The 22,929-nt window shown below is 69.8% G+C and carries 31 protein-coding genes, 1 tRNA gene and 1 pseudogene; 28 read left to right on the top strand and 5 right to left on the bottom strand.

Features of this window, described 5'->3' with window-relative positions; translation table 11 throughout:
• The first annotated feature begins 20 nt into the window (after positions 1-20).
• The 6 genes from ispF (at position 21) to CWT12_RS12525 (ending at position 5,806) form a co-directional block, all read left to right on the top strand.
• Positions 21-623: a 2-C-methyl-D-erythritol 2,4-cyclodiphosphate synthase gene (ispF, locus tag CWT12_RS12550; RefSeq protein ID WP_161925081.1), complete on the top strand. Its 603-nt coding sequence runs from the start codon at positions 21-23 to the stop codon at positions 621-623.
• Positions 624-706: 83 nt separating this feature from the next.
• Positions 707-2,242: a cysteine--tRNA ligase gene (cysS, locus tag CWT12_RS12545; protein ID WP_161925080.1), complete on the top strand. Its 1,536-nt coding sequence runs from the start codon at positions 707-709 to the stop codon at positions 2,240-2,242.
• 97 nt (positions 2,243-2,339) lie between these two features.
• Positions 2,340-3,335 (top strand): 23S rRNA (guanosine(2251)-2'-O)-methyltransferase RlmB, encoded by a 996-nt coding sequence (gene rlmB, locus CWT12_RS12540; protein ID WP_161925079.1) that lies wholly within the window; start codon positions 2,340-2,342, stop codon positions 3,333-3,335.
• A gap of 153 nt (positions 3,336-3,488) precedes the next feature.
• The gene (locus tag CWT12_RS12535) at positions 3,489-4,730 is read left to right on the top strand and encodes a hypothetical protein (RefSeq protein WP_161925078.1); all 1,242 of its coding nucleotides are present in this window, start codon (positions 3,489-3,491) and stop codon (positions 4,728-4,730) included.
• 525 nt (positions 4,731-5,255) lie between these two features.
• A complete protein-coding gene (locus CWT12_RS12530) occupies positions 5,256-5,504 on the top strand; it encodes a hypothetical protein (protein ID WP_161925077.1) in 249 nt (82 codons plus the stop codon).
• Complete coding sequence (locus tag CWT12_RS12525) at positions 5,489-5,806, top strand: hypothetical protein (RefSeq protein WP_161925076.1); 318 nt, start codon at positions 5,489-5,491, stop codon at positions 5,804-5,806. Before CWT12_RS12530 ends, CWT12_RS12525 begins: the two co-directional genes overlap by 16 nt.
• 392 nt (positions 5,807-6,198) lie before the next feature.
• Here the strand turns inward: CWT12_RS12525 and CWT12_RS12520 are convergent, their stop codons facing one another.
• From CWT12_RS12520 to CWT12_RS12510, 3 genes are all read right to left on the bottom strand, one after another.
• Positions 6,199-6,768 carry a hypothetical protein gene (locus tag CWT12_RS12520; RefSeq protein WP_161925075.1) on the bottom strand — a complete coding sequence of 190 codons (570 nt, stop codon included), beginning with the start codon at positions 6,766-6,768 and terminating at the stop codon, positions 6,199-6,201.
• A 64-nt stretch (positions 6,769-6,832) separates the two neighbouring features.
• Positions 6,833-8,206, bottom strand: coding sequence for a DUF4032 domain-containing protein (locus tag CWT12_RS12515; protein ID WP_161925074.1), 1,374 nt, complete (start codon positions 8,204-8,206; stop codon positions 6,833-6,835).
• Between the two features lie 261 nt (positions 8,207-8,467).
• On the bottom strand, positions 8,468-9,595 hold the full coding sequence (locus tag CWT12_RS12510; protein WP_161925073.1) for an ABC transporter ATP-binding protein: 1,128 nt from the start codon (positions 9,593-9,595) through the stop codon (positions 8,468-8,470).
• A 226-nt stretch (positions 9,596-9,821) separates the two neighbouring features.
• Between CWT12_RS12510 and CWT12_RS12505 the strand changes: the two genes are divergently transcribed.
• From CWT12_RS12505 to CWT12_RS12495, 4 genes are all read left to right on the top strand, one after another.
• Positions 9,822-11,678, top strand: a complete 1,857-nt coding sequence (locus CWT12_RS12505) for a serine/threonine-protein kinase (RefSeq protein ID WP_237564200.1) — start codon at positions 9,822-9,824, stop codon at positions 11,676-11,678.
• Positions 11,675-11,815, top strand: coding sequence for a hypothetical protein (locus CWT12_RS14180; RefSeq protein WP_237564199.1), 141 nt, complete (start codon positions 11,675-11,677; stop codon positions 11,813-11,815). The genes CWT12_RS12505 and CWT12_RS14180 overlap by 4 nt, the downstream gene beginning before the upstream one ends.
• Positions 11,816-12,012: 197 nt before the next feature.
• Entirely contained in the window at positions 12,013-12,855 is an 843-nt protein-coding gene (locus CWT12_RS12500) for a DsbA family protein (RefSeq protein WP_161925072.1), read from the top strand.
• A gap of 107 nt (positions 12,856-12,962) precedes the next feature.
• Positions 12,963-13,038 (top strand) — tRNA-Thr (locus tag CWT12_RS12495).
• Between the two features lie 104 nt (positions 13,039-13,142).
• Here the strand turns inward: CWT12_RS12495 and CWT12_RS12490 are convergent.
• Together CWT12_RS12490 and CWT12_RS12485 are read right to left on the bottom strand one after the other, a co-directional pair.
• Positions 13,143-13,520, bottom strand: coding sequence for an ImmA/IrrE family metallo-endopeptidase (locus tag CWT12_RS12490; RefSeq protein WP_161925071.1), 378 nt, complete (start codon positions 13,518-13,520; stop codon positions 13,143-13,145).
• A 97-nt stretch (positions 13,521-13,617) separates the two neighbouring features.
• On the bottom strand, positions 13,618-14,040 hold the full coding sequence (locus CWT12_RS12485; RefSeq protein ID WP_161925070.1) for a helix-turn-helix domain-containing protein: 423 nt from the start codon (positions 14,038-14,040) through the stop codon (positions 13,618-13,620).
• A gap of 81 nt (positions 14,041-14,121) precedes the next feature.
• Here CWT12_RS12485 and CWT12_RS12480 point away from each other — a divergent pair, with 81 nt between their 5' ends.
• The 18 genes and pseudogenes from CWT12_RS12480 to CWT12_RS12400 all read left to right on the top strand — a co-directional run bounded on the left by CWT12_RS12480 (position 14,122) and on the right by CWT12_RS12400 (position 22,815).
• Positions 14,122-14,400, top strand: coding sequence for a helix-turn-helix domain-containing protein (locus CWT12_RS12480; RefSeq protein ID WP_161925069.1), 279 nt, complete (start codon positions 14,122-14,124; stop codon positions 14,398-14,400).
• A 160-nt stretch (positions 14,401-14,560) separates the two neighbouring features.
• Positions 14,561-15,406 (top strand): phage antirepressor, encoded by an 846-nt coding sequence (locus CWT12_RS12475; protein WP_161925068.1) that lies wholly within the window; start codon positions 14,561-14,563, stop codon positions 15,404-15,406.
• A complete protein-coding gene (locus tag CWT12_RS12470) occupies positions 15,403-15,612 on the top strand; it encodes a helix-turn-helix domain-containing protein (RefSeq protein WP_161925067.1) in 210 nt (69 codons plus the stop codon). Before CWT12_RS12475 ends, CWT12_RS12470 begins: the two co-directional genes overlap by 4 nt.
• A 3-nt stretch (positions 15,613-15,615) precedes the next feature.
• Positions 15,616-15,795, top strand: coding sequence for a hypothetical protein (locus CWT12_RS12465; RefSeq protein ID WP_161925066.1), 180 nt, complete (start codon positions 15,616-15,618; stop codon positions 15,793-15,795).
• 39 nt (positions 15,796-15,834) lie between these two features.
• On the top strand, positions 15,835-16,752 hold the full coding sequence (gene bet / locus CWT12_RS12460; protein ID WP_161925065.1) for a phage recombination protein Bet: 918 nt from the start codon (positions 15,835-15,837) through the stop codon (positions 16,750-16,752).
• Positions 16,749-17,192, top strand: coding sequence for a hypothetical protein (locus CWT12_RS12455; protein WP_161925064.1), 444 nt, complete (start codon positions 16,749-16,751; stop codon positions 17,190-17,192). Before bet ends, CWT12_RS12455 begins: the two co-directional genes overlap by 4 nt.
• A complete protein-coding gene (locus CWT12_RS12450) occupies positions 17,189-17,755 on the top strand; it encodes a site-specific DNA-methyltransferase (protein WP_202616213.1) in 567 nt (188 codons plus the stop codon). Before CWT12_RS12455 ends, CWT12_RS12450 begins: the two co-directional genes overlap by 4 nt.
• Before the next feature lie 23 nt (positions 17,756-17,778).
• Positions 17,779-17,877, top strand: a pseudogene (locus tag CWT12_RS14795) (hypothetical protein); the annotation flags it as partial.
• Positions 17,874-18,170, top strand: coding sequence for a DUF4406 domain-containing protein (locus CWT12_RS12445; RefSeq protein WP_161925063.1), 297 nt, complete (start codon positions 17,874-17,876; stop codon positions 18,168-18,170). The pseudogene CWT12_RS14795 and the gene CWT12_RS12445, both read left to right, overlap by 4 nt.
• Before the next feature lie 103 nt (positions 18,171-18,273).
• Positions 18,274-18,702: a hypothetical protein gene (locus CWT12_RS12440; protein ID WP_161925062.1), complete on the top strand. Its 429-nt coding sequence runs from the start codon at positions 18,274-18,276 to the stop codon at positions 18,700-18,702.
• The gene (locus CWT12_RS12435) at positions 18,699-19,208 is read left to right on the top strand and encodes a hypothetical protein (RefSeq protein WP_161925061.1); all 510 of its coding nucleotides are present in this window, start codon (positions 18,699-18,701) and stop codon (positions 19,206-19,208) included. The genes CWT12_RS12440 and CWT12_RS12435 overlap by 4 nt, the downstream gene beginning before the upstream one ends.
• Complete coding sequence (locus tag CWT12_RS12430; RefSeq protein WP_161925060.1) at positions 19,205-19,933, top strand: hypothetical protein; 729 nt, start codon at positions 19,205-19,207, stop codon at positions 19,931-19,933. Before CWT12_RS12435 ends, CWT12_RS12430 begins: the two co-directional genes overlap by 4 nt.
• Positions 19,930-20,175: a hypothetical protein gene (locus tag CWT12_RS12425; RefSeq protein ID WP_161925059.1), complete on the top strand. Its 246-nt coding sequence runs from the start codon at positions 19,930-19,932 to the stop codon at positions 20,173-20,175. The genes CWT12_RS12430 and CWT12_RS12425 overlap by 4 nt, the downstream gene beginning before the upstream one ends.
• Positions 20,172-20,630, top strand: a complete 459-nt coding sequence (locus CWT12_RS12420) for a hypothetical protein (RefSeq protein ID WP_161925058.1) — start codon at positions 20,172-20,174, stop codon at positions 20,628-20,630. The genes CWT12_RS12425 and CWT12_RS12420 overlap by 4 nt, the downstream gene beginning before the upstream one ends.
• A complete protein-coding gene (locus CWT12_RS12415) occupies positions 20,627-21,100 on the top strand; it encodes a hypothetical protein (protein WP_161925057.1) in 474 nt (157 codons plus the stop codon). Before CWT12_RS12420 ends, CWT12_RS12415 begins: the two co-directional genes overlap by 4 nt.
• Positions 21,097-21,375 (top strand): hypothetical protein, encoded by a 279-nt coding sequence (locus CWT12_RS12410; RefSeq protein WP_161925056.1) that lies wholly within the window; start codon positions 21,097-21,099, stop codon positions 21,373-21,375. Before CWT12_RS12415 ends, CWT12_RS12410 begins: the two co-directional genes overlap by 4 nt.
• A 535-nt stretch (positions 21,376-21,910) precedes the next feature.
• Positions 21,911-22,309: a hypothetical protein gene (locus CWT12_RS12405; RefSeq protein WP_161925055.1), complete on the top strand. Its 399-nt coding sequence runs from the start codon at positions 21,911-21,913 to the stop codon at positions 22,307-22,309.
• Positions 22,306-22,815: a hypothetical protein gene (locus CWT12_RS12400; RefSeq protein WP_161925054.1), complete on the top strand. Its 510-nt coding sequence runs from the start codon at positions 22,306-22,308 to the stop codon at positions 22,813-22,815. The genes CWT12_RS12405 and CWT12_RS12400 overlap by 4 nt, the downstream gene beginning before the upstream one ends.
• Positions 22,816-22,929: the final 114 nt, after the last annotated feature.

The following is a 22,929-nucleotide window of genomic DNA, read 5'->3' as shown; positions in this document are numbered from 1 at the left end:
TATACGGCAGACTGTCGCGCATGAGTGATGAACCTGAGACCGATGCCAGCACGCAGCGCACTGCCCGCCACTCCGCCGGCACCGCCACATTCACCGAGGCCGATGCTGCCGCCTATCGCGCGCAGATCGCCCAGTGGACGCCCCGCACGGGCATCGGCACCGATGTACACGCCTTCGCCGACGCCGATTCCGGCACCGAGCTGAACCTGGCGTGCCTGAACTGGCCGGACGAGGTTGGCCTGGAGGGGCACTCCGACGGTGACGTGGTGGCCCACGCCTGCTGCGACGCCCTGCTGTCTGCCGCTGGTCTGGGCGATCTCGGCACCAACTTCGGCACCGACGACCCCCAGTGGAAGGACGCCGCCGGGGCGGCGCTACTGACCGAGACCGCGGGGCGGGTGCGTGAAGCCGGATTCGAGATCGGGAATGTCGCCGTCCAGCTGATCGGCGCGCGCCCCCGCGTGGCCGACAGGCTTCAGGAGGCGACCGCGGCGTTGAGCGAGGCCGTCGGCGCTAATGTCGCCTTCTCCGCAACCACGACCGACGGCCTGGGCTTCCTCGGCCGTAAGGAGGGTCTGGCGGCCGTCGCCACCGCCCTGGTCTGGCCGGTGCCGCAGCCGTGACAGTAGCCGCCCGGGCGGTGCCGCAGCCGTGGCGGTTGCCGCCCGGGCGGTGCCGGGCTTGCCGCACCCGCTAGGCTGCGGGGGTGAGCACCTCCGTGAATGATGCGCGTCCCGCGCTGAACCTGCGCCTGTATGACACGGCGGCCCGCGCTGTTGTGCCCCTGGCGCCAACTGTCACCCCCGGCACGGTGACGATCTACCTGTGTGGTGCCACGGTCCAGGGCTCCCCGCACATCGGCCATATGCGCAGTGCCATCGCCTTCGACGTGCTGCGCCTCTGGCTGACCCGCTGCGGGCAGGACGTCGTACTGATCCGCAACGTAACCGACATCGATGACAAGATTCTGACCAAGTCCGCGGCGGCCGACCCGCCGGTGCCCTGGTGGGCGTGGGCGCAGCGCTATGAGCGCGAGTTCGACGCGGCCTACCGCGCCCTCGGCGTGCAGGCCCCCACCTACGAGCCGAGGGCCACCGGTCACATCCCGGCGATGATCGACCTGGTGCGCAGGCTGCTGGAGGCCGGGCACGCCTACACCGGCGAGTCGGGCAACGTCTACTTCGATGTGCGCTCCCTGCCGGATTACGGCTCGCTGACCAACCAGAACGTGGACGACCTGGCCACCACCGAGGACGACTCGCAGCTCGACGCCGAGGTGGAGGCGGACAAGCACGACCCGCGTGACTTCGCCCTGTGGAAGGCTGCCAAGCCGAGCGAGCCCGCGGACGCCTCCTGGGACGCGCCCTGGGGCAGGGGCCGTCCCGGCTGGCACCTGGAGTGCTCGGCCATGGCCCGGCGCTACCTCGGGGAGTCCTTCGACATTCACGGCGGCGGCATCGACCTGCGCTTCCCGCACCATGAGAACGAGCAGGCCCAGTCCCACGGCGCGGGCTGGGGCTTCGCCCGCCACTGGGTGCACAACGCCTGGGTGACCATTAAGGGCGAGAAGATGAGCAAGTCCCTGGGCAACTCGCTGGTGGTCTCCGAGCTGCTGAGGTCCTACGACCCGGCGGTGCTGCGCCTGGCGCTGGGGACCGTCCACCACCGCTCCACCGTGGAGTTCTCCGCGGAGACCCTGGCCGACGCCGCCTCCCTGTGGGAGCGGCTGTCCGGGGCGGTTCTGCGGGCGCTTGAGGTCACCGCGCCGGCCGACGGCGGCACTAGCCCGGTTGATGCTGGTGCCGCGATGCTCAGGGACCGGGCCCTGCCTGCGCAGTACGTCGGCGCCATGGACGATGACCTGAACCTCGCGGGCGCGATGGCGGTGGTTCACGCCACCCTCAAGCGGCTCAACACCGCCCTGGCCGCCCCCGTCACTGACACCGACGCCGTCGCGGCGGCCGCCCTGGATCTACGCGCCCAGCTGGATGTGCTTGGCCTCGACCCGCTCGCGGAACCGTGGCGCGCTCGGGTGATCGGCGCGGGGAGCGGTGCGGACGACGCCGCCATGCATGCCCTGGACCGACTGGTCACGGGGCTGCTGGAGCAGCGCGCCCAGGCCCGCGCCGCCAAGGACTGGGCGCGGGCGGACGCGCTGCGTGAGGAGCTGGCCGCCGCCGGGGTCGTCGTCGAGGACGGCGCCGCGGGCTCGGGCGGCGGGGCCCGCTGGCACCTGGCCTGAGACCCCGTGCCCGGCCGACCGAAGCCGTATAGCAGGACACTTGTAACCGCGACCAAGCGGGACCAACGGACGCTAACCGAGGAACAGGATCTACACGATGCCAGGAAACGACCAGCGGCACGGCGCAATGCGCAAGTCGAGCAAGAAGAAGGGCCCGCTCAAGGGCTCCGGCGGGGTGCGCCGTCGGGGGCTGGAGGGACGGGGGCCCACGCCCAAGGCGGAGGACCGGGTCGGCCACCCCAAGGCGCGTGCCAAGGCCATTGCCGAGTCCCGCGCGGCCCAGCCCACCCACGCTGGGCGCCTGGAGGAGGCCAGGCGCCGCTTCGGGGTGCCGGCGGGCCACGAGATCGTCTGTGGCCGTAACGCAGTTGCGGAGGCGGCCCGTGCGCGTGTGCCCATCACCCGCGTGTTCATGGCCTCCTCCGCGCAGGACGACGACCGCCTGAACGCCGTGGTGCGCCGGGCGGCCCTCGTGGGGGCGCCCGTGGTGGAGGCCACCAGGCTCGACCTGGAGGCACTCACCGAGGGTGCCGTTCACCAGGGCATTGCCATTGAGGTACCCGCCTACGACTACGTCCTGGCCCGCGACCTGCTGGACCGCGCTCGCGAGGCCGGGCACACGCCGCTGCTGGTGGCGCTCGACCAGGTCACCGACCCGCACAACCTCGGCGCCGTGCTGCGCTCAGCCGGGGCCTTCGGTGCCGACGGCGTGATCATTCCGGAGCGCCGCTCGGCGGGCGTGAGTGCCGCCGCCTGGAAGGTTTCCGCGGGTGCCGCCGCGCGGGTGCCGGTGGCCCGGGAGACGAATCTTGTGCGGGCCCTGCAGGCGCTGAAGAAGGAGGGGTGCTTCGTCGTCGGCCTGGATGGGCGGGCGGATACGCCGGTGGAGGAGTTGAACCTGGCGGACTCCCCGCTGGTCGTGGTCACGGGCGCGGAGGGCAGTGGGCTGTCGCGGCTTGTGCGTGATACCTGCGACCTGCTGGTCTCCATTCCGATTGCCGGAACGGTGGAGTCCCTTAATGCCGCCGTCGCCACGGGCATCGCACTGTACGAGGTGGACCGGCTGCGTCGCCTGGCGGGTGCGGCCCGGTAGGCGACGGCAGCCGCGCTGCTGCTCGCGTATCGGGATCAGCGCGGCGCACGGGGCTGACCGGGAGGCTCTATGCTGACACAATGGTCGTGTACCCGCCCGTCGTGCGGACGGGTCGGCGGACAACGGTCGTCACCATCCGACTAGGAGGCCTCTATGGCTCAGGACCACGCACAGCGCTGGAACCGCACCGAGGGTGTGCTAGTCGTGCCCGGAACCCAGCCGGACGCGGTTGCCGCGCGCCTTGAGGCGGATCGCGTCGTCGCCCGCCTCGAGTGGTACCCGGCTACGCCCCACCTGCTGTCCCTAACTCTGCTGGCAGACGCCGACGGGCGCGTGGCGGTCACCCCGCCGTCGCGCGGCGGCGCGATCGCCGGGATCCGCATCAGTGAGCTGGTGGAGTCCCTAGCCCGCGAGTTCTCCGGTGATGTCACCATCGGGCCGGCCTCCTTCAACGCCCTGCCGGACGGTGTGGCGCTGCCGAGTGTGTCGGAGCAGACACCGGATGCCTCCCGTACCGTGGTTGTCTCCCCGCTCAGCGCGTACATGGTGCCGCTGCAGGCAACCCTGCTGGAGCGTCCGCTTGCGGTTGTCTCCTTGCCCGCCCTGGACCGGCGCGTCGTCATGTACGCCGGGGAGGGCAATGAGCTGGGCACCTTCGGCTGGGATGAGGAGTCCCTGCCGGCCCTGGTAATGAGCGTGGACACGCGTGATATCGCGGTGCGCGCCGTGGTCACCGGGGAGAGTGAGGACGACGCCGTCTTCTCCTGGGGCATGAGCTCGAAGTACGTGTGGGGCGGCGTGGCCACCCCGGGGCCGGCGCTGCGGCACCTGGTGGATGAGCTGCTGAAGGACTCCACCGACGTGTCACTGGTTGCCCAGACCGTGCCTGGCGCAGACGCGCAGGCCGTGGCCGAGGCCTTCTCCACCCCTGGGCTGGATGGCTTGGTGGCACTGGTGGACGCGCTCGGTATGCCCGACTGGGTGGCCTCGGTGCTGACTGGCCGGCTGGCGCCCGCAGAGGCGCCCGGGGCGGTGGTGCATGAGCCGCGCGGGTTGTCCAATGCCGTGGGGCGCTCGGTCGGGCTGATGCTGCAGGACCCTTCCGCGCCGGGTTCGGTGTTCTGGCAGACCTACATTGATACCGTCACTGAGCGGCCTTGGATCATGCGCGCCGGCGCACTACTGGAAGCGGGGATCGGCGGGGTGCTGATTGGGGCGGCGGTGCGCCGTCGCGGTCGCACCGGGTTGACTTCCCGCGGGCTGCTGGGCACAGGAGTGGTGCTGCTGGTGGACGCCGTGGCCGAGGTCTCGCTTGCGTCTTGGACCCGGCATCGTGAGCTGCGGCGCCGCGCGGATGAGGAGATGGCGCTGGTGGCCGAGGAGCTCGGGGCCTGAGGCGGTCTGGCAGCTGTACGCTGCAAAACGCCCTGACACGGGCGCCCGTAACTGACGACTCGCTGCCTCGCTTGGCAGGCGCTTGGGAATTGCTGCCGCGCTCACAGGCGTGTTGGGGCCATCGCGCCCTAATCCTTTAGGGGGCCGCGTGCATCGCAGTGCGGTGATGTCAACCGCGAGATCTCTTGCCCTCGTGTTTTTGTCGTTGCATTCGGCCGCGAGTGCTGCGGACTCGTCAACCGACAGTCAACTGAATTCTGCACAGGACTGCATTCTTGCGGCGTCGAACGAAAACGCTCCGGGAGAAGAACTTTTAAGTGTCGAGTCCACCGGTGATTCGGCTGTCTTCATTGATGACAGTGTCAGTACTTCTTTGCCGTTAGATCCCGGCGGCGCATTTCAGCTGACCGCTGGCGATGACCAACTGTCGATCAGATTACCAAATGAGAGTCAAATCGACGCACCAAATATAGTGGTTACGGCAATAAGGACTTTAATTTGCAAACCGTAAACCACTCGTCGCTATTGACACTCGAGATCGGCGTGCTCGGGCACCGCGAGGGCACAGCGGCCGGGGCGGCCAACCGTTCTGACGACGTAGCCTACGGTGTGATCGGCGAGGCGGCGATCAGGGGTCTGAACCTGGTGCCTCCGGCCGACTGTGTGGGCCTGGCTATTGAGGAGGGCCGGTGGGACCTGCCTCGCGGCGCAGCCGACGACTTCGTCGATGACGGCGCCGTCGGCTGGTTCCAGGTGGGGTGTCGCGGGAGCTGACGCCCGCCACCATCAGCCTGATCTGCGAGTGCGCCTATGCCGCCTGCCGGGACGCCGGACCATTCACGTTTCAGGGGCTGGCGCTGAGACTGCCCTCGGAGCGGGTCACCTACGACCATTCCCTCGCCACTCATATTGCGGAGCGACTGCCGGTGCGCGGTGAGGTCTCATCGCGTTCGGTGGTTATCGCCGTGGAGGCGCGTGACGGCAGTCCCGGTGAGGTAGCGCGTGCCGTATTCGAAACCGCCGACGGCCTGCTGTCGCTGGTCGCCGGTGCCGCGGGTTGGGAGGCGCACCACTAGGCGGTGCGCCGCGCGTATCCGCGGGGGCGAGCGCGTGCATGCGCGTGCCCTACTGGTCGCACACCATGGCGGCTTTTCTGTGCGCGCTGGTGCTGGCGGCTGACGACGTCGGAGTGCTCACCGGCGTGCGCGTGCAGCTGGGAGGACCAAGGCCGTGATTCGGCAGAAGCCTTATGGAGCCCTCGGTACAGTGTCAAAATCGATGACAAACGCCTGCCGACACCCAGGGGTGAGCTCACGGGTTGTTGGAATTGCGCCGTTTCATGCAGCGCGGATCGCGGGCTGAGCGTCGTTTGTCATCAATCTGGACATTTGGCGCTACTCACCGGCGGCGTGGTGGCGCACCTGGTCGAGAAGGGCGGGTTGCAACGTGATCCGCGACGGCGCGCTGGCTACGCGCCATCCCGACGCCGACGGCCGCGACGCCGCGCCTCCCCGCTGATGGCGCGCCACTGCTTAGGATGCAGCGGGTGATCGGTGGGAAGAGTCTTCCAGGTGTTCCAGTTGGATGGCTTGGCCGGCCCCGCCAGCAGCAGGCCCGCTGCGTGCAGGGGCTCGGTCAAGCCCTCCATAACGTCAATGGTGAAGTGCTTGGGACGGTTCCACGGGGTTCCGGAATTGCGGGAGAAGTGCCAGCAGATGAGTTCGCTGGCCGCGCGGTCGCGCAGTGGGCGGGCCAGCACCGCCAGGCGCACGCGCCCGTGCTGGCGGCGTACCCAGGGGAGAATGAGCGCGAACGGAAATGCCTCGGCAAGGTACTCCGCCAAAAAGCTTCCGGCCTCACTGCCCTCGCGCAGGACCACGCCGGTCCACGGCCCTCGTGCGGCCAGCACGGAGTCCAGGTCCCAGGTCTCCAGGGAGAAGCCCCGCGGCCTCAGCTGATCAATGACGAAGCGCACTGCGTCCCGCGGCGGCGCCGCCACCTCGAAGCGGCGCATGGGCTGAGTCTCTAGCCATCCCATGGTCAGGGTCCTTGATGTCAATAATGCCGACGATGCTGCGCGCTCGTCGATGGTTTCTGGGGCGCTACTCGCCCTTGAACTTCATGCCGGCGGTGAAGCCCATGGGGTTGAGCTCGAAGGCGGCGGCGGTGGCCTCGTCGAGGGCGGCGAACTCCTCGTCGTCGGCGGGCACGGGCTCGTCGTCGCTGAAGATGGCCTCCATCTCCTGGGTGTCGCCCAGCGACAGGTACGCCTGCTCGTCCGGGCGCTGCGGCAGAACCGTGTTGACGTAGTCCGCCACGGCCTCCTCGGTGGTGACATCGCGCCTGCTCTGCTCAGACATGTACCAGCGGTGCTCGAGCACCTCGTGGAAGATCTCCGCCGGCTCCAGCTTGCGCCGTAGTTCCATCGGGACGGCGGAGATAGTGGGTTCGAACACCTCCGACAACCAGGCGTGCGCCACCTGCTCCACAGGCTCATCCTTACGGCCGGTGACCGTACGGAAGGTCTCCAGGTCGTTGAGCATCCGCTGACCCTGGCGCTCCTGTACATCCAGACCGGTCAGACGCATGATCCGGCGGTGGTAGTAGCCGGCGTCCACAACCTTCGGCTGAATGACCATGCGCGTGCCGGAGCCGTCCGCCTCGGTCTTCATGGTCAGCTCGCCGACGTCGAATCCCAACTTGTTCAGCTTCTCAATGCGTGAGCGCACTCGCCACCGCTCACCCAGGTCAAAGGCCTCCTCCGCAGTCAGCACGTCCCACAGCTCCGTGTACCGGCTGACGATCCGGTCACCCACCTCAATGGTGTCCACGCTGGGCTCCAGCAGGGCGCCGGCCTGCAAGTCCATGAGCTCGCCGATGATGTTTGTGCGGGCGATATCGATGTCGTACAACCGCTTGCCCTCGGTCAGGCCCTCGGTGTGCAGCTCACCGGTCTCGGCGTCCACCAGATAGGCGGCAAACGCGCCCGCATCACGGCGGAAAAGCGTGTTGGACAAGGACACGTCCCCCCAGTAGAAGCCCAGTAGGTGCAGGCGCACCAGCAGTACGGCGAGGGCGTCAATCAGGCGGGTGGCGGTCTCCGGGCGCATGTACTGGCTGAACAGCGCCCGGTAGGGCAGCGAGTAGGACAGGTGCTCGGTGACCAGCACCGAGTTGAGGATGGAGCCGTCCAGGCCCTTGCGTCCGGTGATGACCGCCGTCGGCGTCACGCAGGGCGCCCCGAGCCTGACCAGGTCCCGCAGCAGCTCGTACTCGCGGTAAGCGACCTCCTCGCCGATCTCCTTGACGGCGATGACCCGCTCGGACAGGTTCACGAAGCGCACAATGTGGCGCGACAGCCCCCGCGGGAGGGCGGCAAGCACGTCGGTCGGCCACTCCTCCAATGGGATTTCCCACGGGAGATCAAGCAGCGCCGGGTCAATCGTGGCCGCAGTGATCTGCATGGACTGGGGCATGAGCGCATTCTCTCAGGTCCGCCGTGGAGCGCTCCGCGACGGCGCCGGGTCGTTGCAGGCGAGGCCGCTCGCCTTGTGGTCATCGGATCATGGCGAACGATACATGTGGTTTCGTTGAAAACCGCCCCGTCAGGGAAGGCAGGCGGGTCGGACGGTGCCGGAGCGGTTGGACCCCGCCCCTCGCGCGGAGGAACGGGGCCCAACCGGTTGGTCTTCCCGCGCCTGCGGACGCGAACGCAACCCGCAGGCGGCCGGGCCGGCTCAGGCGGGCAGACGCTTGCCGGTGGAGGCGGAGAAGATGTGCTCCTCGCCCGGCTTGATGCGCACGTACACCGTCTCACCAGGCTCCGGCGCGGTACGCGGAGGCACGCGGACGATGATCTGGCTGGAGTCCTCGCCGGAACCGAGCTTGTCCTCTGAGCCCTCGGCGCCGACCAGCTCGCCGTAGATGTAGGCGTCGCTGCCCAGCTCCTCAACGAAGGACAGGCGCACCGGGATGGAGTGCTGGTCCTCAGCGGAGACAACCTCGAGGGACTCGGGGCGGAAGCCGATGACGACCTTGTTGTTGTCCTCCGGGACGAGGGCGTCGAGCGTGGCCCGGGACAGCGGGACGCGCGCGGCGCCGATGGAGGCAACGCCGTCGCTGACCGTGAACCGGCCCAGGTTCATGGCGGGGGAGCCGATGAAGCCCGCCACGAAGTCGTTGGCCGGCTTGTCGTACATCTCGCGCGGAGTGCCGACCTGCTGGAGCACGCCGTCCTTGAGGACCGCGATGCGGTCACCCATGGTCAGCGCCTCCGTCTGGTCGTGGGTGACGTAGACGGTGGTGACGCCGAGCGAGCGCTGCAGGGACGCGATCTGCGTACGCGTCTGCACGCGCAGCTTGGCGTCCAGGTTGGACAGCGGCTCGTCCATCAGGAAGACCTTGGGCTTGCGCACGATGGCGCGGCCCATGGCCACACGCTGGCGCTGACCACCGGACAGTGCCTTCGGCTTGCGGTCCAGGTACTCGGTCAGGCCGAGGATCTTGGCGGCCTCCTTGACGCGCCGGTCGATCTCATCCTTGGGAGTACCGGCGATCTTGAGGGCGAAGCCCATGTTGTCGTGCACAGACATGTGCGGGTACAGGGCGTAGTTCTGGAAGACCATGGCGATGTCACGGTCCTTGGGCTGGACGTCGGTCACGTCGCGGTCGCCGATGAGGATGCGGCCGGAGTTGACGTCCTCGAGCCCTGCGAGCATGCGCAGGGAGGTCGACTTTCCGCAGCCCGAGGGGCCTACGAGAACCAGGAACTCGCCGTCGGCGATCTCAAGGTTCAGGCTGTCCACCGACGGGGTGTCGTTCCCCGGGTAGATACGGGTGGCATGATCAAAAGTGACAGTTGCCATAAGGGGTATCCCTTCACCGGCAGGTACGTGCCGGACGATCCGTGGTGAAAGGTGCCGATGCGTGTCCGCATTGACACGGGCCGGGAGCGGTTTGCCCCCGGGCAGGACCAACTCTGTCATACGACGGCGCACTCCAGGTAGCCCGCGGCAGCTCAGAAAACTCTGAAAGGGCTGTGAATCCCCTCACGTCCGTGGTGGTTGTGGCGGCTGCCGGTACTGTGGCGCCATGACGCACAGCCCCGACAGCGCAACGCCCGCCTCCCTGGCAGGACTGCGCGCGGGAGCCGACGTCGGCGGTTACCGGCTCCTGCGCCGCCTGGGTGCGGGCGGCATGGGAGTGGTCTGGGAGGCCGTTGACGCAGACGGTCGGCACGTGGCCATGAAGATCCTCCACCCGCAGATCGCGGCCGACCCGATGGCCCGCAAGCGGCTGGACCGTGAGGCCGCCGTGCTCGCCCGGGTCAAGGACTCCCGCGTGGCCCGCATCCTCGACATTGAGACCGGCGACGGCGCGGATGGCGCCGGCGTCACCTTCGTCATCACCGAGCTCGTGGACGGGCCCACCCTGCAAAGCGAAGTCGACCACGAGGGCGTCTACCGGCTGGACACCGACATCCGTGACCTGTCCGATCTCGCGCACGGCCTGGTCGACTCCTTGTCCGCCGTGCACGCCGCCGGCGTGATTCACCGCGACCTGAAGCCCTCCAACGTGATGCTCGGGATGCAGGGGCCGGTGCTGATCGACTTCGGTATCGCGCAGGTGGCCGACGACGTCCGCCTCACCCAGACCGGTCAGGTCACCGGCACTCCCGGCTTCATCCCGCCCGAGATGCTCGACGGCGGTGAGCCCACCCCGGACGTGGACTGGTACGCCTGCGCGGGCGTGATCCTGTTCGCCATCACGGGCCGCTCGCCCTTCGGCGCCGGCCCTTGGCAGGCGGTGTTCCGCCGGGTCTATGCCGGCACCCCGGAGCTGGGGGACCTGGAGGAGACGCACCCCGCCCTCGCCCGTGCCTTCAAGCTGGCGCTGGCGCCCGACGTCGCCGACCGCCTGTCCGTGCCGGAGCTGCTGGAGGTTCTTGATGAGATCGCCGACGGCGGCACCGGGGAGAACGCCTTGTCGCGGGCGGTGCCGGATACGGCGGTGGACGAGTCGGACACCACGACCGGAACCTACGGGGCCGTAGCGGGCCCGGGGTACGGCGCGCCGGTCAGGCCCGCCGGTCCCTCGCTCCCCAGCAGCCCGACGGCCGCCGCAGCGGTGACCGCCGCGAGCTCAGAGAGCTCAGCCGGCACGGCCTCCGGGTACGGGGTGGTGTCCTCCGCCCCTCCAGGCGCATATGGATTCCTCTCCGCCCCGGCATCGCAGCCCGACACCGCCGGCGTGGAGGCCTCCGCCTCCGCGGCGGGGGCTGTGCGCCCTGCCCCGCACGCCGTCGCAGTCACCTCCGGCCCGGTGGACCGGGCGGTGCCGCCGTCGTACACGCCGGGCACCGGTGCGGTGCCCGTCCGGCAAGAGGCGGACTCGGGCGCGGTAGCGGTAAGGCCGCCCCAGGTGCAGCCGAGCCCGCCGCAGGTGCAGCCGAGCCCGCAGCCGGGGGCCGTCCCCGAATGGGCGCTCGAGCCCAGGCGGCACCGGTCGGTCGCAGCCGTCTTCTTCCTGATGCTGGTGGCGTTGTCGCTGCCCATTCCGGGGTGGATTGGGCTGGCGTTCTCCCTGCTGGTCGTGATTGCCGGCACCGTGGGGCGGGCGGATGACGCCCGTCGGTGGCGCCGTCTGAGGAACGGCTACGTGTCCGGCACCGACAACTCGCGCATGTGGGCGTCAATGCCGTGGTACCTGGTGCGGTCCCTGGCGGCGGCCGCAGCGTCCTGCGCCGTTGGTGCGCTGGTGGCCGTAGTGATCTTCTCCGTCACCGGCAACGCACTCGGATTCGGCCCGGCGGACAGCGCCACCGTGCTGGCCTCGTGGAGCGACTACCACCGGGTGGGCTTCTGCCTGGTGCCCGCCAGTGCCGCATACATGCTGGTGTCCTGGTTCATTCCCTGGGGGCGCCTACCCGCCGGGGCGGCGCCCGCATGATCGACGTGCTGCTCAGCAGTCGCTCGAATCGGCTGATCGGCGCCGCGGTATTCGCGGCGATCGCCCTGGGCGTGGTGCTCCTGTTCGTCATGGGGGCGGTGCCGCTCGCCCGCATGACGCCCTTCGACTTCATCTAGCCCTCCATCTAGTTATCTGGCCTTCCTTCTGGTTCCCCTGTGCCGGGGTGCTGCGGGTGCGCCTGTCGGTGGCGTGAGGCAGGCCGCAGCCCCAGGGACGTGCCTTTCCGCCTGCTCCAAGGCACAATGCTTAAGCTGGTCGGCGCCGCAGGGTTCGCGGCGGCACCGCACCGAAGGATCCAGTCGAGGAGTTATTCGTGGCCTCTAATCAGCCCCGTCCCACCAAGGCCGAGCGTCGAGAGGCGGCCCGTGCCAAGGCGCGGGCACTGCGTGAAGAGCAGGAGCGCCGGGAGCGCCGCGCCCGGATCACGCGCCGCAGCTTCCTGGGCGTAGGCGGGCTGGCCGTAGCCGGAACCGTGGCCGCGGTAGTGATCGCCGGGCGCGATGAGGAAGCCCTGGGTGGGAAGATCGTGACGGACCTTGCCAGCGGTGACGGAATTCCGGCAACCATTCGTGCCGACGGGTCACTCGTCTTCGGTTCCGACCTCCAGCCCGGCACTAGCACGGACGGCGCCCAGAACCTGCACATCTACTTTGACTACTCCTGCCACCACTGTGCCAACTTCGAGGAACTCCACAAGACGGAGATCGAGACGCTACTGGGTGACGGCACGATCAACCTGGTGCTGCACACTTCGCGGTCCCTCGGGAACAGCTGGAGTGACATGGTGTGCAATGCCATGGGCGTGGTCCTGGATCAGGAGCCGACCTCCGCGTTCGCCTTCCACCATGCGGTCATGACTCGATTCTCAGAGATCTACGCCCGCGGGGACTTCTCGGCCATCAACGCCGAGTCGGTCACGCAGGCTGCGACAGAGGCGGGCGTCGGCGATGCCGTCGTCGAGCAGATCGCCTCCGCCATCACGGCGAACACCTATGGCGCCTGGCTCGACCTGTGTGACAAGACCTTCGCGGAGGCCGCGATCACCGGCACGCCGACAGTCGCCCTGGGAAGCGAGAAGCTTGAGCTGACCGATATCGCCACGGAGACCGGCATCACCGACCGCATCCGGGGAGGCTCCGGTTCCTCCGCGCAGTAGCCGCAGTAGTTACTGCCGTCCCGGCAATGCCCGCGCAGGGTCGTGTCCGGTGCCGTGCGGAGCAGTTGTGGGCGTTCCGGGCGGGACCGGGTAAGCTCACCCCGCATGCCGCGTTAGCTCAGTTGGTAGAGCAGCTGTCTTGTAAACAGCAGGTCGTCGGTTCGAGTCCGACACGCGGCTCCATGTTTTTCCGCGTCATCATGCGGGGCCACCAACAGGGGCGAGGTGCCGGGTCGGGCGGATGATAGCCACTGTGCTAGCCATCTCGTCTGTGGCCTGACCGTGACCTACCGGAGGGTGGTCCGGTACGCGTCCACCACCCACCGGGGCACGTCCAGCTCGACGGCCAGCGCCCCCGGGTGCGGCCCCACCAGCGCCTCCGCAGCCCGGTACTCCGACGGCGTGATGAGCCTGCACGCCACGGCCCGGTCGATCCGTGCCTCCACCGCCCGGCCCTGGTGTCCGTCGTCCCCACGGGCCGCGTGCTCCAGCTCGTGCATGAGCGTCGCCACGGCGAGGCGGTCGCTCATGCCCGCGCGCAGGTAGATGGTGCGGGTGGGCTGGTGGTAGCAGCCGCGCCAGCCCGTGCCGGCGAGAGGCAGCCACCTCACGGCCACACCCTGCCCGGCGGCGGTGGCGAGCACGGCATCTAGGGATGGTCTCACGACCGGGGGACGCTAGCCCCGACCACTGACATGTATTGCGGCCCCGCTTGTAATCGCCGGATTACAAGCGGGGCCGCTATTTGTGTGTGCTCGCGGGCTAGGGCGTCCACATGCCCTCCTCGTCCTCCTGCTCGGCGCCCGGCTGGTCCTGTGCGGCCAGCTCCTCGGCCGGGGGGAGTCCCTCGGGCCAGCCTGGCCGCAGCTGCACCACCTCGGCGTCGCCACTGGGCTCCTGATCGTCGATCTGCACGACGTCGGCCCAGTCGGGATCGCTGGCGGCGATTGCCTCCGCTCGCCCGATTATCTCGGCGGCGCTGTACCCGATGGCGCCCGCGATGGCTGCGATCTCGCCGACGGTGGCGGGCGGTGTGTCCAGGCGCAGGATCTTCGATACCCGGTTCTGGGACAGGCCGGTCCTAGCGCCGATGTCCGCGTGCTTGACGCCGGCGCTGCGTACCGCGTCGGCAAGGAGCGACTGGGCTAGGCGGTCGACTGTGCGGAGTTGCTTTGCGTGGGCCATGCCCCGATCATCCCGCATCCGTCACCAAAACGCAACCCAATTAGGTTCCGTTAGAACCCAATCGGGTTCTAACATGCTCGCATGAGCCGAAACCCAATTAGGTTCTGTGGCATCGACCAGGAGGTCTCCGGCGTCGTCCGCGCAGAACTCAGCCGAGCCCACATCAGCCAGGCCGAGATGGCCCGCCGCCTCCACATGCACCCGAACGTGTTCGGGCGGAAGGCGCGCGGTCAGGTGGCGTTCTCCGCCGCCGAGCTGGTGGATGTGGCGGCCGAGCTGGGCACGACCGCCGCCGCACTGATCGACGAGGCCGATACCCGGTACCGCGCCACCCACGCCGCCGAGACCGAGGCGGCCTGACCCACAAAAGAGTGCCCCCGCCGGACGGAACCCGACGGGGGCGAGAGAAAGGAAATCTCATGTCCCAGCCTACCAGCAGCCCCCGACACGGAGAGCCGTACAGCGTCTTCCGTGACCTCGCCCTGACCATCGCCCGCATCACCGCCAAGGAGGCCCACTGATGAGCGGGATCATCACCGAAGCCGACGTACCCAACGTCAACAGCGGCAACGCCGAGGCTGACGCGCCCAGCCTGTTTGACTTCGACGGCCAGAACGTCCGCGTGATCGTCATCGACGGCGCTCCCTGGTTCGTCCTCGCTGACCTTTGCAAGGTGCTGGGCTTGACCTCACCGGCCAAGGTGGCGGAGCGCCTGGGGGATGGGGTGAGCCGAACTCACCCCATCCAGGACTCCCTGGGGCGGACTCAGCAGGCGACCATCGTCAACGAGTCCGGCATGTACCGGGTCATCCTCCGCTCTGACAAGCCCGACGCGCTGAAGTTTCAGGCGTGGATCACTGATGAGGTGCTGCCGTCGATCCGGCAGCGGGGCGGCTACCTCACCCCCGCCGCGGTCGAGAAAGCGCTGACCGACCCGGACTTCATCATCGGCCTGGCGACCAGCCTGAAGGAGGAGCGTGCGAAGCGTGCGGCGCTGGAGGCGCAGGTTGAGGAGGATCGCCCGCACACGCGCCTCGGCAAGGCCATCTCCGCGTCCGGTGGGGAGCTGCTGGTGAAGCAGGTCGCCGACGCGATCACGCAGGAGGGCGTGCCCGTCAACCAGGCGCAGCTTTTCCGGTGGCTGCGTGGGCACGGGTGGCTGTGCCGCAACCAGGGCGCGTTGTGGAATGCGCCGACGAAGTGGGCGCTGGAGCGCGGCTACGTGCGCTCGGTGGTCACCCTGATCACTACCGGTCACGGTGAGGTCGAGAAGACCACGCCGAAGATCACCGGCCCCGGGCAGGCCGACCTGATCGAGGGCTTCACGACCGGCCGCTACACGCTCGACGAGGGGGTGGCGGCATGAGCACCGACGACCCGGAGAAGATCTCCGTCACTGTCAAGACGGCCGCCAAGATCACGGAATTGTCCGAGGACCAGATCCGGCGGGCCATCCGCTCCACCGGCGGCGCGGGCGAGCTGCCGCCGCTGCCGGCGCGCCGCATCGGCCGCAACATTCGGATTCTCCGCGAGGACCTCAAGGCGTGGGTCGCCGGGATGCCGGAGGCGTGACCCGTGACTGACCGATTCATCGCCTTTGTCGGCTGGGCGCTGCTCGTCCTGGGGGCTGTGGGGGCTGTGGCCTCCGCCCTGCACGGCGTGTCCAATGTCGCCGCCCTGGTGTCCGCCGCAGCCGGAACCGCATTCATAACCATCTCCTATGACGATCCTGAAGGGACCAACCCCAATGAGTAACTACCTGCCCGCCTTGGACGAGACCGAGAGGGTGGCGGCATGACCGGCACCGACCTCACCATCCGCGCCGACCAGACCGAGTGGACGCCCGCGCAGGTCGCCGCCCTCCAGCAGCTCGGCGTCGCCGACGCGTCACCCGCCGACCTCGCCGTCTTCCTCCACCAGGCCCAGCGCACCGGATTGGACCCTTTCGCCCGGCAGCTGTACATGATCGGCCGCTACGACCGGCGCAGCGGCCGCACCAAGCAGACAATCCAGACCGGTATCGACGGCCTGCGCCTGGTGGCGGCCCGCCGCGCCGAGCGCATGGGCGTGCCACTGTCGATCTCCGCCGCCGAGTACGCCGACCCCCGCACGGGCGACTTCCGGCCGGTGCTCCCCGCCGGGGTGGCGCCCCTCGCCGCCAGGGTCACCGTCAGGCTCGGTGACGGCACCTACGAGGCGACCGCGTACCTGTCTGAGTACGCGCAGACCGGCCGCGACGGCAGCCCGACGGGCATGTGGGCGCGCATGCCGATGACGATGCTCGGCAAGTGCGCGGAGGCGCAGGCGCTGCGCAAGGCGTGCCCGATGGACCTGTCGGGGATCTACACGGCGGAGGAGATGCAGCAGGCGGACCAGGCTGCCGCCGCCGAGCAGCCCCAGCCGCAGCCCGCGCAGGGCGCCCCGTCGGGGCGTGAGCGGCTGATCGCCGAGTGGCTGACCGTCCACCGCTACGACAGCAGCGACGCGACGGTCCAGCGGCTCGCGGCCGAGGCCGAGGCCGCGGGCGTCGACGCCACACCCGACGCCTACCGGGCCTGGCTCGACAGCCAGCTAGCCGCATCCACCGCCGACAGCGACACCGTGGACGCCGTGGACGCCGAGGTGGTCGACGACGACGGCGTGGACGTTGAGGACACCACCACTGACGCCATGGACGGCGCCGAGATCATCGGAGAGGAGACGGTCGCATGAGCGCCCGCATCGACTGGTCGCAGGGGCCCGTCCCGTGCGTGGACTGTGGCCGCCCGATGCGGCCCAGCCACGTCCGGCGGGCGGAGTGGCCCGGCACGCTCACGTGCCACGGGCACGGCCGGTGCAGCTCCTGCGCCGCCAAGCTGCGGCGGGCCGAGGCGCAGGAGCCCGAGGTGCCGGCCACGCCGACCCGGTACGTGTGGGAGTCCGCCATCCCGGCAGCCTCATCCATCCCGCAGGCGCACTGGGTCACCGAGGCCCAGGGGGCGGTCGCCCGGGCACTGCGTGAGCGGCGGCTCGTGCTCACAGCCCGCCCCGACATCACGCTCGTGCACGGGCGTACCCCGCGGATCCGGTGCGTGTGCCCGGTCCGCCCGATGACAGACACGGAGGCGGCCGCCCTGGCCCGCCGCGGCCTAGGGACAGGAGACCCAGCATGATCACCCCCTACTACAGCGATGATCTGGTGACCCTCTACCACGGTGACTGCCGGGAGATCACCGACTGGCTGACCGGTGACGTACTGGTCACCGACCCGCCCTACGGCATGCGATACCGCAACGGGCAGGTCAAGCTCCGTGACGACGCCCCCATCGTGGGCGACGAGAGCACCGACATGCGGGACGCCGCACTTGCCCTATGGGGCGCCGAGAAGCCGGGCCTGGCGTTCGGCCGCTGGTCGGTCCAGCCGCCAGACGGTGAGGTGATGCGCCTCATCTGGCACAAGGCCGCCGCAGGTCCAGGCATGGGCGACCTGACCATGCCGTGGGGCACCAACTACGAGCAGGTGCACGTCATCGGCCGCGGCTGGGACATCACAGCCACCGGCCGCCACCGGCGTGGCGCCGTCTACACCACCCGTGAGGCGCGCGGAGGCGCAGGCGGCGAGGCCGCCAAGCTCGGCCACCCGACGCCGAAGCCGGTCGGGCTCATGGAGCAGCTCATCGGCCTGTGCCCGCCCGGCACCATCGCTGACCCCTTCGCGGGAGGGGGGCGACCCTAGTCGCGGCCCGCAACCTCGGCCGCTACGCCATCGGCGTGGAGATCGAGGAGCGGTACTGCGAGATCATCGCCCGCCGACTGGCGGAGCAGCCCATGGACCTGTGGGGCGGTGAGGCGGCATGAGGCTCTACCTCGCAGGACACGACTACACCGACGCCGACCCGGTGACGCAGCTCCGCGCCGCGGGCCATGACGTGCGCGTCCCCGCAGCAATCGCCACCAGCACCGTCACCAGTGGCGCACGCCCCGGCGACACGGCCGAGATGGCGAGGTCGCGGGCCTGCCTGCGGATGCTCGCCGACTGCGACGCCATCGCCCTAATGCCCGGCTGGCGTGACGACGCGGACGCGCTCGCCGCCGTCGACTGGGCCGACACCGTGGGTCTCCCCACCGAGGACTGGGAGGCGTGGATATGAGCCGCACGCTGACTGTCGGGTCGCTGTGCACCGGCACCACCGGCCCCACCGCGCAAGACGCGGCACGAAACTATTACGGCAAGTTTTTAGGGGATGTCATCTAATGGCGTATAAGTTATCAATTCTGGTGCCCAAGGGCGAGTGGATCACCTCCAACGGCCCCGCCGGGCGCCTCCACTGGGCCGAGAAGGCCCGCCGCACACGCCGTCTGCGGGAGCGTGCGGGATGGGAGGCCCGCCGGGCACGCATCCCCGCCATGCCCCGCGCCCGCATCGACGCCTACATCCATGGCCGCTTCCGCCGGCGCGTCGACCCCGCCAACACCTACCCCACCGTCAAAGCGCTGGTCGACGGCCTGGTGGACGCCCGGGTGCTGCCGGACGACGACAGCCGCCACCTGGACGGGCCACACATGTACACGGGGGCGCCGGACCGGGACATGCGGGAGGGCTGGCACCGGGTGACGCTGATCATCACACCGATGGTGTACCTCGCCGACGAGGACGACGCGGACGAGCAGGTGGCCGCATGAGCGCCTCGCAGACCTTCGCCTACTGCCACGACTGCCGGGAGCTCAACTACGGCATCCCCGACCGCAACGGCGTATACACGCGCGACTCTGCCGCCTCCAACCACTGGGACCACCACGTGACCGTCCTGTCTGAGCCTGAGCGGCACGCCCCGCCTATCCGGCTGGCGCTTATCAAGCTCCAGGCCGGAGCCGAGATCACCGACACCGAGGCGGCCCTCGCGGCCCTCGCCATCCAGGCGGGCGGCCTCAACCGCCCCGCCCACAACGGCGACGGCGACGGGGAGCGCACGGCCCGCAAGGTCGACGCCGTAGCCCGCCTGCTCGCCCACCCCGCGCCAGCGGCGACCCGCTGCCCCTCGTGCGGCACCCGCCACGCCAGCCAGTCCCTCACCGGCGGGCAGTGCTGGCGCACCCGCCTAGCCCATGCCTGGCGACGCAACCACACCACCGTGCCCGCCGACGACGGCGGACTGCTCGACCTACTCACAGAGGAGACCCAGCCATGACCGTGACCATCCCCGCCCGCACCTTCGCCCGCCTCACCGACCGCGCGACCGCCGCCGTCTCCACCGACCCGCTAGAGACGCCGGCCCTGCACTGCGTGCACGCCTGGGCCGACGGCAAGCACCTGCTCATGGAGGCCAGCGACCGGTACCGGGTCATCCGCACCCGCCACCCGCTCGACGCCGACAACGCCAGCCTCGACGCCGTCATCCCCGCCGAGACCCTCACCGCCGCCCGCCGCCTCATCCCCGACCCCGTGCCGGTGGCGGAGTCCGACTACGAGGAGGCGTGGATCACCAAGGACGACCCCGCCAAGGACTGGACAGTCAGCCTCCGGGCCAGCGACGACGGCGAGCACATCCACGCCACCATCCACGGAGACACCGAGGTCACCGTCACCGGCAAGGTGCGGCCCCTCGACGAGTGGCCGGGCCTCGACAAGCTGTGGGGCAAGACCACCGCCGCCGCCACTGACGGCCCTACCTGCTACGACCCCCGCCAGCTGGCCGGCCTACTCGGTACCGCCGAGGACGTCGAGGCCGCCGCCATCTGGGCGTCCGGCGGCGACCGCCGCCCCACCGTCATCACGCTCGGCGATGACACGATCGCACTCATCATGCCGGTCCTCATGGGCTCTCCTGGCGCCCCCGCCCCGGTGCCGGACCCCCGCGACAAGTGGCCGGGCCTCCTCTCCGACGACGACCACGCAGAGGAGGCGCAGGCATGAGCGCCCCCATCGGATCACCCTCCTACTGGGCCGCCATCCAGGTCCTCGCCGCGGACTACACCCGCGACCTACGCACCCGCCACTGCGGCGAGGTCTGGGAGTACTACCCCGAGATCCACGAGACCGCCGCCTACCAGCTCACCGACAGCCTCGCACGCGAGGGCGGGCGCCCCACGCCCGCCGAGGTCGAGTGGGCCGTGCAGCAGCTCGCAGCAGACCCCGACGCGGAGGTGGAGTCATGAGCCACCCGCTGGACGCCGCACTACGCCCGCTCACGCTCCCGCCGCCACGCGGACCCATCCCCCACGGCCTGGCGGACATCACCGCCCTGGTGGGGCAGGTCGCCGACGGGCTCACCGCCCGGGAGCGGTCCGGGGCGATCCGCAGCCCGCGCACGCCAGTAGCCCTCGCACACAGGCGGTGGCTGCTCGACTGCCTCGCCTACCGGTGCGTCCTGTGGGCGGCCGATGAGGGCGTCACGGACCCCGTGCAGGCCATCCGTGACGCCTACGACCGGGCCAGCCGGACGCTGGACGTCCTGGCCCCGTGGGCGGACACCGAGCGGCTCGGCGTGCTCGTGGACGCGCTCGGCCAGGTCGCCCGCCTCACTGAGGGCCGCGCCGGCGCCCTCATAGCGCTGGCCATGCACGCCACCACCTGGGCGACCACCATCACCACACCCGAGGAGGCATCATGACCGCCACCAGCGCACCATCCGACACGCTCGACCGGGCCATCGACCACACCCTCCGGCACTGGCCCGGAGACCTCCCCGCCCCGCCCGGACACCACCGCGCCTACAGCATCGGCGTCCTCGCCGCCGCTGCCGGGCAGGCATGCAGCACCTCATGGGCGCCGACCCGGCAGAGCGGACTGGTCAGGACCGCGGCCTGGGCGGCCTGGTGGATCTCCGAGATCCTCAACGTCTCGATCCGCACCGTATGGGAGCTGGTGCGCGCCGAGTACCGCCGCGCCCACAAGGTCTCCCCGTACCGCCCGGACATGTCGGACGACGACCGGGCCGACTGGCTGATCACGCAGGTGGGCATGGTCGCAGACACTCCCGCAGATCACGACGAGGACCTCGCGGACGCACTACTACAGGTCGCCACCACGGCCACCGCCTGGCTCGCCCACACCCTCCACGACACCGAGGAGCAGCCGTGAGCAGCATGGTCACTATCCCCACGCGCGTACTGACCCACCCGGGCATCGCCGCGTGCACGAGCGGCGCCCTCGCCGCCTGGCTCCAGTGCCTCCTGTGGGCCGAGGAGCAGTGCACGGACTGGTACGTGCCTGACGTGATCGTCGACATGTACGCCGACGACCTGGACGCGGAGCAGCTGGTCGAGCACGGCCTGTGGCGGAGGGAGCGGGGCGGGATCCGCATCCTGCCCCTGTACCCGATCACCACACCCGACACGTCGGAGGCGGGATCATGAGGATTCGAACGATCAAGCCGGAGTTCTTCGACTCGCCAGACACCGCCAAGGCGTCGGCAGTGGCCCGCCTGGCCTATATCGGCCTGTGGTGCTGCGCTGACGACACCGGGCATGGCACCTGCAACCTCAAGGAGATAGAAGGCGCGATCTTCCCCAACGACGACATCAGTGTGCTGTCTCGTGGGGAGTTTGCGGACATCCGCGGCGTCTTGCGGCAAGTTGCCGCAACTTACGGCGTGGTTTTCTACGAGGTCGCGGGACGCGGCTTCTTCGAGATTCCATCGTGGGAGAAGCACCAAAGGACACGGGACGATAAAGTCTCGAAGTTCCCTGCATCAGCCGAAGGGAAACCGGCGGAATGGTGCGAAAAACTCTCCGACCCCGCCAATCCGCCGCAAGCTGCGGCAAGTTGCGGCGAGATGCCGCCTGGAACAGGGGAACAGGGGAACAGGGGAACAGGGGAACAGGGGAACTCCCCCTCACTCCCCGCTGACGCGGGGAGTGAGCCCCCCCCCACGACGACGGCGCCGACGGCATGCTCGACGTCGACGCACCGGCACCTAAGCCGAAGGCCTCGACGGCTCACGGCACCCGCCTCCCGGAGGACTGGCAGCCGCCCCCCGACCTCGTGGCCTGGACCAGGGCCGAGTGCCCAGCCGCCGCCACCGACCGCGAAGTCGAAAAGTTCCGCGACTACTGGCTATCCACCCCCGGAGCCAGGGGCCGCAAGGCCAGCTGGACCCGCACCTGGAAGACCTGGGCCAGGAGATGCCAGGACGACGCCGACGCCCGCCAGCAGCGCCAGCAGGGCTACCGCAACCAGGCCCAAGTGCTCGCCGACATGCGAGCCCAAGCCGACCAGATCACCCGGCAGCAGCAGGCCGCCAACCCCCAGGGCGACGCGCTGCGACTCATCGCAGGAGGCCAAGCATGATCACCCCCAGGGACGCCGCCGACGCCGTGACCTACCTCGTCGCCGCCGGAGCCACCACAGCCCGCGACGCCCAGGGCCCCGTGTGGGCCGACTACCTCAACGACCAGGTGCCGGGCGGCCCCGACACCGGCGAGCTGCGGCCCGCCTGCCGTGCGGCGATCCGGGCCTGGCAGGACGCGGGCCGGGCCTGGCAGATCAACGTCGAGCACCTCGCCCAGGCGATCCGCAAGGGCCGCTCGGAGCGGATCAGGGCCGAGGAGGACGCCCACGGGCCGCTCCGCCCCGCAGGCCTCGACCGGGAGCCCGACACGGCGAACCGGTGGCTGGTGGCGGCCCGGCGCGCCATCGGCACCGGCCACGACCGCGCCGACGCCGAGCGCCTGGCGTGGCAGGCCATCGGACGGCAGCCGCCCCCGCCCGAGATCGCGATGGACAACCTCGTGGGCCCGGAGAAGGCCCGCGCCGTGCTCGCGGCCATCGCCGCCCGCAAGGGGATCCCCCGGTGAGCCCGATCCTGTACCGCCCCGAGGACCTCGCCCGCATGGCGCCCAGAGCCCGCAGCATCCGGGCGATGTGGGCCGAGCACGACGCCGAGCAAGCCGCCTGGCACCGCCAACACG

This window comes from Actinomyces sp. 432 (genome assembly GCF_009930875.1).
Taxonomy (GTDB): domain Bacteria; phylum Actinomycetota; class Actinomycetes; order Actinomycetales; family Actinomycetaceae; genus Actinomyces.
The sequence above is the reverse complement of the archived record's forward strand: the minus strand, read 5'-3'. Positions and strand labels throughout refer to the sequence as shown.